This window comes from Burkholderia sp. ZZQ-2 (assembly GCF_050768715.1).
In the GTDB taxonomy this organism is placed as follows: Bacteria; Pseudomonadota; Gammaproteobacteria; order Burkholderiales; family Burkholderiaceae; genus Burkholderia; species Burkholderia cepacia.
On record NZ_LDVA01000364.1, the window covers coordinates 72,028 to 81,758 of the forward strand.

9 protein-coding genes are annotated in these 9,731 nt (G+C 67.6%); 7 read left to right on the forward strand and 2 right to left on the reverse strand.

The genetic code is table 11. From position 1 onward, the window contains the following. Positions 1–34 precede the first annotated feature (34 nt). Positions 35–2,164 (reverse strand): TonB-dependent receptor, encoded by a 2,130-nt coding sequence (locus tag ABY44_RS37260; protein ID WP_060171524.1) that lies wholly within the window; start codon positions 2,162–2,164, stop codon positions 35–37. Positions 2,165–3,092: 928 nt separating this feature from the next. Between ABY44_RS37260 and ABY44_RS37265 the strand changes: the two genes are divergently transcribed. Continuing rightward, a complete protein-coding gene (locus ABY44_RS37265) occupies positions 3,093–4,721 on the forward strand; it encodes an NADP-dependent glyceraldehyde-3-phosphate dehydrogenase (protein ID WP_060171526.1) in 1,629 nt (542 codons plus the stop codon). Positions 4,722–4,800: 79 nt separating this feature from the next. Here the strand turns inward: ABY44_RS37265 and ABY44_RS37270 are convergent, their stop codons facing one another. Then, on the reverse strand, positions 4,801–5,433 hold the full coding sequence (locus ABY44_RS37270) for a LysE family translocator (protein ID WP_431643548.1): 633 nt from the start codon (positions 5,431–5,433) through the stop codon (positions 4,801–4,803). 595 nt (positions 5,434–6,028) lie between these two features. Between ABY44_RS37270 and ABY44_RS37275 the strand changes: the two genes are divergently transcribed. The 6 genes from ABY44_RS37275 to ABY44_RS37300 all read left to right on the forward strand — a co-directional run. Continuing rightward, positions 6,029–6,352, forward strand: coding sequence for a hypothetical protein (locus ABY44_RS37275; RefSeq protein WP_021162626.1), 324 nt, complete (start codon positions 6,029–6,031; stop codon positions 6,350–6,352). 88 nt (positions 6,353–6,440) lie between these two features. Further along, on the forward strand, positions 6,441–6,674 hold the full coding sequence (locus ABY44_RS37280) for a hypothetical protein (RefSeq protein ID WP_060171528.1): 234 nt from the start codon (positions 6,441–6,443) through the stop codon (positions 6,672–6,674). Further along, positions 6,671–7,216 carry a hypothetical protein gene (locus tag ABY44_RS37285; RefSeq protein ID WP_060171530.1) on the forward strand — a complete coding sequence of 182 codons (546 nt, stop codon included), beginning with the start codon at positions 6,671–6,673 and terminating at the stop codon, positions 7,214–7,216. The genes ABY44_RS37280 and ABY44_RS37285 overlap by 4 nt, the downstream gene beginning before the upstream one ends. Positions 7,217–7,321: 105 nt before the next feature. Next, complete coding sequence (locus tag ABY44_RS37290) at positions 7,322–7,807, forward strand: hypothetical protein (RefSeq protein WP_027789774.1); 486 nt, start codon at positions 7,322–7,324, stop codon at positions 7,805–7,807. Between the two features lie 242 nt (positions 7,808–8,049). Beyond that, positions 8,050–9,519, forward strand: a complete 1,470-nt coding sequence (locus ABY44_RS37295; RefSeq protein WP_060171532.1) for a PepSY-associated TM helix domain-containing protein — start codon at positions 8,050–8,052, stop codon at positions 9,517–9,519. Continuing rightward, on the forward strand, positions 9,497–9,731 hold a 235-nt coding region (locus ABY44_RS37300; protein WP_431643549.1), incomplete at its 3' end, for a DUF2946 family protein. The genes ABY44_RS37295 and ABY44_RS37300, both read left to right, overlap by 23 nt.

The following is a 9,731-nucleotide window of genomic DNA, read 5'->3' on the forward strand; positions in this document are numbered from 1 at the left end:
TCGCGCAACGCACGCGTGATGCGCGTGACGAGCGTCACATATGCCACTTCACCGTCGCAGTGAGCGTGCGCGGGTCGCCGGGCATGTTGTACAGGTCGGCATTGCCGTGCGCGGCAATGAAGTAGCGACGATCGAACAGGTTGTCGAGCGTGAGTGTCACGTCGACCTTCTTGCTGCGATAGCCGGCGCCGAGATTGAACGTGGTGAACGACGGCAGCGTGACGAGATCGCTCGCCGACGTATAACGCGCCGACTGGAACTGCATGCCGGCCGCCGCATAGAAGCCGTACGGCAGCTCGCGCTTGATCCACAGGTTCGCGCTGTGGCGCGGCATCAGCCCGGGTGTGTTGCTCGCCACCGTGACGCCCGCTGCCGTCGATTGCGCCGAGCCGTCGACCGTCCCGTTCAGGTACGCATAACCCGCATATACCGACCACTTCGGCACGATCTCGCCGGTGAAGCCCAGCTCCATCCCGTGCACGTGCTGCGTGCCGATCGGCAGCGCGTAGCCGGGATTGTTCGGGTCGCCGATCTGCTGGTTGGTCTGGCGCATGTCGAACAGCGCGACGCTCGCCGTCGCCTTGCCGCCGAGGTCGAAGCGCGAGCCGACTTCATACGCGGTGGTCTTCTGCGGCGCGAGCGCGGCGCCGTTCGCGAACGCGCCGGCACTGATCAGCGTATCGGCGAGCGGCGAGAACGACTGGCTGAACGACCCGTACAGCGTCAGCCAGTCGAGCGGTTCGTAGATCAGCCCGACGCGCGGGCTCCACGCGTGATCGGTACGGTCGAGGTTGACGTTCGACGACGTGTAGTCGTGGCGGATCTGGTTCAGGTAGTCGAAACGCAGCCCCGCGAGCACCTTCCAGTGCTCGGTCAGCGAGATCAGGTCCTGCGCGTAGACGCCCGCGAGCCCGATGACGGTCGACGCGTTCGTCTTCGCCCGCGCGCCCGTCGGCACGCCGGGCAGGATCACCTGCTGCGGATTGAACAGATCGTAGGTCGCGACCTTCGACACGCTGTAGATCGTGTCGAACTTCTGCTGCTGCGACAGCTCGAGCCCGTACAGCAGCTCGTGGCGCATGCCGAACAGCGAGGTCTTCTGCGTGAGCTCGAACAGGCCGTCGATGCCGTGATCGGTGCGCTGGCGCGTCGACTGGTCGAGCGTCACGACCGGGTGCGCGGCGGTCTTGATCGGCTCGTACGTCACGTAGTTCTTGCGTTCGAGCGAGAAGTCGTACGCGCGGATCGCGCCGTGAAACGACAGCGAATCGCTGAAGCGGTGATCGAGCGACACCGTCGCGCTCTTCGCGGAGATGTCGTTGTACGAGCTGTTCGCCGCGTCGGCCGAGCCGTAATACGTGTTGATCGGCACGTCGACCGGCCGGCCGCGATACGCGGGCAGGCCCTGGTCGGACGTGCGGCGGTCGTGCAGGTAGTCGAATTCGACGTTCAGCACCGTGTCGCGGTCGAGCTTGAACTGCGCGGACGGCGCGATCGCCTGGCGGTTGAGCTGGAACTGGTCGCGGAAACTGTTCGAGTTCTCGGCCGCGCCGGTCATGCGGAAACGCGCCGCATCGTTCGCGTTCCAGCCGAGGTCGAATTCGCCGCGCCGCTCGCCGCGCGTGCCGAGCGTCACACCGACGTCGCGCACCGGGTTCGCTTCCGGCCGCTTCAGCACGCGATTCACGATGCCGCCCGCCGAGCCGCGCCCGTACAGCACGGCCGCCGGCCCCTTCAGCACCTCGACGCGATCGACGTTCGACAGGTCGCGGTAGTACAGCGCGTCGTCGCGGATGCCGTCGACATACTGGTCCGTGATGCTGTTGAAGCCGCGGATCGTGATCTGGTCGCGCTGGCCGTCGCCGACCGAAAAACCGATGCCCGGCACGTTGCGCAGCGCATCCTGCATCGACGTCGCGTTCTGGTCCTCGATCACTGCGTGCGGAACGACGTTCACCGTCTGCGGCACGTCCATCAGCGACATGTCGGTCTTGGTCGCCGCGCGCGAGTGGCCGCCGTCGTACGACGCATGCTCGGCAGCCGCATTGACGGAGATCGCGGGCAGGGTCGCCGCGGTGTCGCTCGCCTGCGCGAACGAGGTGCGTGCGCCGGCCAGCGACGTGGCGATCAGAAGCGCATGGCAGGCGCTCTTGTTGAGTTTCATCGTGAACGTAGGGGCTGAAGGAAAAACGGCGAACGAAAACGCATCCGGCCGACGCGCGCACCACGCGGCGAATCGACCGACGAAGCGTTCCGTGAAGGAGACGATGCGCGGGGGATCTCCCCGTCGCATCCGCCGGCCGACGCACAGCCGGCGCGGGTGGCTGCCGGCCGGCGGAGCCGGCTCGAAACGAGCCGCGACGTTCTGTCGCGACTTGTAACGGAGCGAAATATTAAACGAGAATGATTCGTGTTTTTAGTAATTTTTCGACGTGTCGCCTGCCCGCAACGTGCATGCGCCCGGCGCTCCGTATTCCTGACGAATACCTTTCCGTTTCGAGCTTTTGTGCGGCCCGAGCGTAATTGAAACGAAAGAATTCCATCTCCCCCATCGGGCGATGAAGGGCCGGTGGCCAGGCGGAATTCGGGATTTGACGACGAAGAGACTGGAGAGGATCACGAAGCATCCGTCGAAGCAGACGGCATGCATTCGAAGTCCGGTGCGCGCCGGACCGGGCAACCCCGACCCGGCGCTCCGGGCAGCCGACCTCGCATCGGCAGTGCGGCGGATTTTCTTCTGTTCTTCACTCCGTGTGCTCTCAGGTTCACTTCATTTTTTTCTTCGCCGCGCCGAGCCATTATCCGCGCAATCCGGCCACAGGGAAACGTTTGCGGGTGCCTGTGGCGTCTTATACCAAGCATTCGGCAACAGTCTTTCCGGATGCTTTCAAGGCATGCGGCACGATTCGGCAAATCTTGCATTCATGCCGGCGTTCCTTTTTAATGGAACTGGTTCCATTCGCTGATTCGGCCATGTTTCCCCGTGACGCTTCGTCGTGCGCGCGTCATCATGCCGATTCAGGATCGAGGATCGCTCAGCTCAGGATTCGCATCGCCCGTCCTTCCCGGACACCCCGTCAAACGAGACCGTCATGCCCGATTCCGCTTCCCTGCAACAGCTGTTTCCCGCCTTTCAGGACATCCCCGCCGAGTACCGGCTCGCTTCGCCGATCCACCAGCGCGTGTCGCTCGTCGACGGCGAATTGCGCCCGTGGGACGGCGCGACCAAGACCGTGCTGTCGCCCGTGTGCGTGCGACAGGCGGACGGCAGCGTCGAGCAGGTCGAGATCGGCAGCTATCCCGTGATGGGCGAGCCGGAAAGCGACGCGGCGCTCGACGCCGCGGTACGCGCGTACGACTCGGGCCGCGGCGAGTGGCCGACGATGAAGGTCGAGCAGCGCATCGCGTGCATGCAGGACTTCATCAAGCGGATGGTCGCGCAGCGCGAACTGGTGGTGAACCTGATCATGTGGGAGATCGGCAAGAGCCTCGCCGATTCGCAGAAGGAGTTCGACCGCACCGTCACGTACATGACGCAGACGATCGACGCGCTGAAGGAGCTCGACAACGCGAACTCGCGCTTCGTGATCGCGGAAGGCACGATCGGCCAGGTCCGCCGCACGCCGCTCGGCGTCGTGCTGTGCATGGGCCCGTACAACTATCCGCTGAACGAGACGTTCGCGACGCTGATTCCCGCGCTGCTGATGGGCAACACCGTGGTGTTCAAGCCGCCGCAATACGGCACGCTGCTGTTCGAGCCGCTGCTCGAGGCGTTCCGCGACGCGTTCCCGAAGGGCGTGATCAACACGATCTACGCGCCCGGCGCGGTGGTCGTGCCGCACATGCTCGCGTCGGGCAAGATCAACGTGCTTGCGCTGATCGGCTCGAGCAAGGTGGCCGACCACCTGAAGAAGCAGCACCCGAAGTCGCACCGCCTGCGCGCGATCCTCGGCCTCGACGCGAAGAACGCGGCGATCGTGCTGCCCGACGCCGATCTCGACCTCACCGTGAAGGAGTGCCTGCTCGGCGCGCTGTCGTTCAACGGCCAGCGCTGCACCGCGCTGAAGATGCTGCTCGTGCACCGCTCGATCGTCGACGAATTCCTGAAGCGCTTCACCGCCGCGCTCGAGCAGTTGAAGATCGGCATGCCGTGGGAGAAGGGTGTCAGCATCACGCCGCTGCCCGGCATGCATCGCACGGCCTACATGACGGACGCGATCGACGACGCGAAGGCCAAGGGCGCGCAGGTCGTCAACCATTCGGGCGGCGAGTTCAGCAAGACGCTGTTCTATCCGGCCGTCGTGTACCCGGTGTCGGAAGGGATGAAACTGTACCGCGAGGAACAGTTCGGGCCGATCATTCCGGTCGCGCCGTTCGACGACGTCGAGACGGCGCTCGACTACGTGACGACGTCGGATCACGGCCAGCAGGTCAGCATCTTCGGCTCCGATCCGGTGCAGATCGGCGCGCTCGTCGATCCGCTCGTGAACCAGGTGTGCCGCGTGAACATCAACTGCCAGTGCCAGCGCGGGCCCGACGTGTTCCCGTTCGCGGGCCGCAAGGATTCGGCGGAAGGCACGCTGTCGGTGAGCGACGCGCTGCGCGCGTTCTCGATCCGCTCGATGGTCGCGGCGAAGCAGACCGACAGCAGCAAGCAGCTGCTCGATTCGATCGTGTCGGATCACACGTCGAAGTTCATCAACACGGGCTTCATTTTCTGAGTACGGCGGCCGCGCGGCACGGCTCGCTCACTCGCGAGCCGCTTGCGGCGGCCGTGCGCCCGCATGGCCGCCGCATGCGCTACACGTTCGACACCAGCAGCCGAATCCCCGCCACGCCGAACACGACGGCGAGACACGCTTCCATCGCGCGCCGGCCGCGCACGTACAGCCGGCGCGCGCCGTTCATCGAGAACACGAGCGCATAACCGCCGAATACCAGGCACCCGATCACGAGGCAAACCGGCACGACGGCGCCGTGCGACGCGCCCGCGCCATTCGACGACAGCGCGACGATCGACACCCACACAAGGATCGCCTTGGGATTGGTCAGGTGCAGCATTGCGCCGCGTACGTAGAAACGCGACAGCCGTTGCTCGCCCGCTGCGTTCAGCGACGTCGCCGCGTTGCCCGACCATGCCGTGCACCCCGACTTGAATGCCAGCCACATCAGGTACAACCCGCCGAAGATCTTGATCGCGACCAGCAGCTTCGACCACGCCAGCAGCGCGGCCGACACGCCGAGCGCCGCCACCGTCGCCCAGACCATCGACCCTGAAATCACGCCGAGCGCAAACGCGAGCGCCGCCTTGCGGCCCTGGTTCGCGGCGACCGACATGATCGCGAGATTGCTCGGCCCGGGGCTGGCCGTCCCGATGAAATAGGCCGTGTAGGCCAGCAGCAGGTTGGCCGAGAAAAAAGCGCGGACGCTCATGTCGAACCTCGCAGGGATGATCAGCGCATTGTTGGCAAACGCGCGCCGTCTGCCCATGGACAATTGGCCGGCAATTCGCTGGGCCAGTTGGACAGGTCGTGCAGCCGGCTCGCCGTGGGCGAATCCGTCTCGGTTTTGAAACACCCGTCACATTCGCCGCCGGTTTTCGCCGGCCGCGGCGGCCATCCCGCAGCGCCGCCTCCGGCCGGCCGAACGCCTGACAGGCGCAGGCGGCAGGCGCGCGGCTGCCCGTTTCGTCGGCCCGCCATGGAACGCGCGACGCAATTTATCCCCGCGTTACGTTACATCCGTGAAGCATTTCGCTTCGCCGGACCGCCCCGCGCACCCGACATGCATCGCGCCGCGCAGGTAGACGGCCTCCTCGATCGCCGCCACGATCCAGTACCGGCGGGACTCGCCGCCCTGCATCGCCCCGTCGCTCGACATTGCTCGACAATCGCCCCGCCGAGCTGGTACGGAACCTGCGTTCCATTCGGGCGAGACAGCCGCGCCGGTCATCGCGCGGACACAAACCCACCCTCGGGCGCGTCCAGCGGATACGCCCGAACGATTCGCGCAAGCAACGAGGCCCTTCATGGATGCGCTGCCCAATTCGTCCGACACGTCGTTCCAGCTCTTTCTCGCGAAACTGCTCGAACAGCCGTTGCCCGACTGGACCGAAAAACAGCAGATGGAACTCGAGATGGCGCGCTCGCTGTCGACCGAAATGGTCCACCTCGCCGAGGACATGCGCGGCCGCACGCCCGATCTCGCGCGCTGCCTCGTGCTGCTCCGCTACGCGAAGGTGCTCGACTTCATGCTGACGTCGCTCGCCGCGCATCGCGACATTCATCCGCAGACGCTGCGCACGCTGTTCCGCCTCGCGAACCTGAAAGTCGACGATGCGTATCCGGCCTGAGCCGGCACGACGCAGCGGCTGCCGCCGGCGGCAAGCACGGCCACGGCGGCCATTCCCGATCCGCGCGCATGCCCGATAATCTCGCCGCATGAGCATCAGGAACCGGACATCCCGGCTGGCCGGCGCGCTCGGCGTGTTCGTGAAACGCTACGGGCGCAAGGCTCAAAAGCATCTCGACCCGAACGATCGCCGCTACGATCGCGACGTCGAGCGGGCGATGCGGCGCATGTCGCCCGCCGCCCTGTCCGATCTGCTCGCCGGCGACGACGACACCGCGAACGACACCCGGGCCGGCTTCGCCGACGCGAGACGCACGCCGTGAACGCCGCCGACTTCGACCGGATCTGGCCGGCCATCTGCGAAACCCCGGCCTGGTCGGTGACGAAAGGCCAGGGCAGCTTTCTCACGTTCGAATTCGGGCAGCCCGCGCTGCATGTCAGGGAGCCGCTCGCCGGCTCGCCCGGCCTGTCCGCGGCGTCCCGGGACAGGCTCGCGTCGCGGCACGTGACGGTCGCCGGCAGCGGGCATCTGTGGATCTGCTACTGCCACTGGTCGATCGCGCTCGACGGTCTCGAACTCGCGCACAGCGAATCCCGCTCCGGCGACATCGCCGCCGCCGCGCAACGTCTCGACGGACAGATCCTGCAATCGATCGCGCCGCGCGCCCAGCCGGGCTCGTGGGCGTTCGACTTCGACCTCGGCGGCAAGCTGACGACCTGGCCATACGGCGACGATCCGGCCGACGAACAGTGGCATCTCTACGACCGGCGCTCGGGCAACGTGCTCACTGCCCGCGCGGACGGCACCTGGTCGTACGGCCCGGCGAACGCGCCGCCGGAAAGCGGATCGCCCGGTTCCGGATAGCCGCTGCGCGCGCGCCGCATCCGCTTCCGGCAGCACGCCGGGCTGATGCCGTGCATCAGCGTGACGAGCGGCCCCCCACCGCAAACGGAGGTACAATCGCGCGCCATGAACGCACTTCGCCGCTTCCTGCTCCGGCCAGGCGTCGCGCGACAGCTTCTGTGGGGGTTCCTCCTCGTGACGCTGCTGTCCCGCGCGCTGATGTCGGGCGCCGTGATGCTCGATCCGGACGGTCCGGATGCGGGCTCGGTGGTGCTGTGTTCGGGCCGCGGCCCGCTGATCGTCGACGTGGCCGCGCTGGCTGCCCGTTTCGATGCCGGCGCGCCGATCACGCCGGCCAACGATGCGCTCGCGCTCGCCGATGCGCTCAAGCATGACGCGCACGCCGACAACCCGGCTTCTGCCGGAGGCGGCGACAGCCTGTGCGCATTCGGCGCCGCGTTGTTCACGGCGCTCGCGTCGTTCGTGCTGCTGGTGCTGCTGTTTCCGGCCGCCGTACCGCGGCGCTTCCGGATTCACGTCGCCTCTCTTCCGTTCGTGCGATCGATCTTCGACGATCGCCCTCCGTCCCGCGCGCCTCCCCTGTTCTGCTGACGGTTCCGCCTAGCGGCCTGCGCACATCGATATGCACGGGCCTGCACGCCGTTCGTCTCATACGACCTGATTCAAGCGTTCATCCGCCTGCCCGCACCGCGCGGGCGACGCCGTCATGCGCACCGTCCGCGCATGGCGCCGCGCCGCCCGCTCCGTCGCTGCGTGCCGGCGGGCGCTACGCACGTTGACGTCCGCCGGCACGCGCCGGCGTGGCCGCTCAACGAACACGAGGAGCTGACACCATGTCGACCACCGTCGAGCGGGCCCTCTCGCCCGCCCATTCCGCCCACGCGGGTTACCGGACGCTCTGGCGCTGGCACTTCTATGCCGGCCTGTTCGTCATGCCTTTCCTGGTGATCCTCGCGATCACGGGCACGCTGTATTGCTTCCAGCCGCAGATCGAGCCGCTGCTGTATCCGCACCGGCTCGTCGTCGAGCCGCGTGCCACGCCGCGCCTCGATCCCGACCTGCTGCTCGCGCGCGCGCGCACCGCGATGCCGGCCGGCGCGACGCCGGTTTCCGTCCAGGTCTCGACCGCGCCGGACCGCAGCGCGGAATACGTGTTCCGGCTGCGCGACGGCAGCCGCGAGAGCGTGTACGTGAACCCGTACGACGGCAACGTGCTCGGCACGCTGAGCGTCGAGAACCGCTTCATGCAGATCGACCGGATGCTGCATCGCAAGCTGCTGCTCGGCAAGACGGGCGAACTGCTGATGGAGCTCGCCGCGTGCTGGACCTTCGTGATGATCGGCACCGGCATCGCACTGTGGTGGCCGCGCGGCACGGCGCGCGTCGGGCGCGCATTGCGGCCCGACCTGTCGCTGCGCGGCCGGCCGCTGTGGAAAAACCTCCACGCGACGGCCGGCATCTGGCTCGCGGCCGGCACGGTGGCGTTCATCCTGACGGGGCTGCCGTGGTCGGGTTCGTGGGGCAAGAACTTCAAGGCGCTGGCCGCGACCGTGAACCTCGGCGCGCCGGAAGGCGCATGGGGCGGCGCGTCGGTGCGCTCGACGCGCCCGGGTGCCGCTGCGGCGCCCGAGCATGCGCCTGCGCAGGCCGCCGCGCCGTCCGGCCATCACCACGAATCCGGCGAGTCGATGCCGGGGATGGTGATGGACGACCTGCCGTTGCCGCAAACGCCCTGGGCGGTCGGCAACGTGCCCGTCCCGCATTCGCCGTCGGCGCCGACCCCGGCCCCGCTGCCGCTGGCCCGCGCGATCGCGATCGTCGCGGGCCTCGGCGTGACGAGCGGCTACACGCTCGCGCTGCCGTCCGGCGCGGACGGCGTGTTCACCGCGTCGTACTTCCCCGACGACCCGCAGGCCGAGCGGACGATCTACCTCGACCAGTACAGCGGCGCCGTGTTGAAGGACATCCGCTACGACGACTACGGCGCGGTCTCGCGCGCCGTGTCGTATGGCACGTCGCTGCACATGGGCCGCTACTTCGGGCTCGCGAACCAGATCGTCTGCGCGGTGTTGTCGCTCGGACTGGCCGCGATGGCCGTTACCGGCACCGTGATGTGGTGGAAACGGCGCCCGGCCGGCAAGCTGGGCGCGCCGTCGCGCGACCGCGGCACGCCGCCGATGCGCGGCTGGATCGCGGGGCTCGTGCTGCTCGGCGTCGTCTTTCCGCTGATGGGGGCGACGATCGTCGCGGTCTGGTTGATCGACCGTCTGCTGTTCGGCCGTGCGGCACGCGCGGCAGCCTGATTCGTCGCGCGCCGGCGCACGCCGCGCGCCGACGCGGCAAGCCCGGGCCACGGCGTGGCTCGGACTGTTCGCGCTCGTGCTCGCGCTGGTCGCGCCGCTGATCTCGCAACTGCGCGCGAGCGCATCCGAATCCGTTGGCGGCCTGCCGGCCGCGCCGATCTGCTCGGCAACCGGCAACACGCTCGCGGCGCACGCGGAGCCACATGCACCCG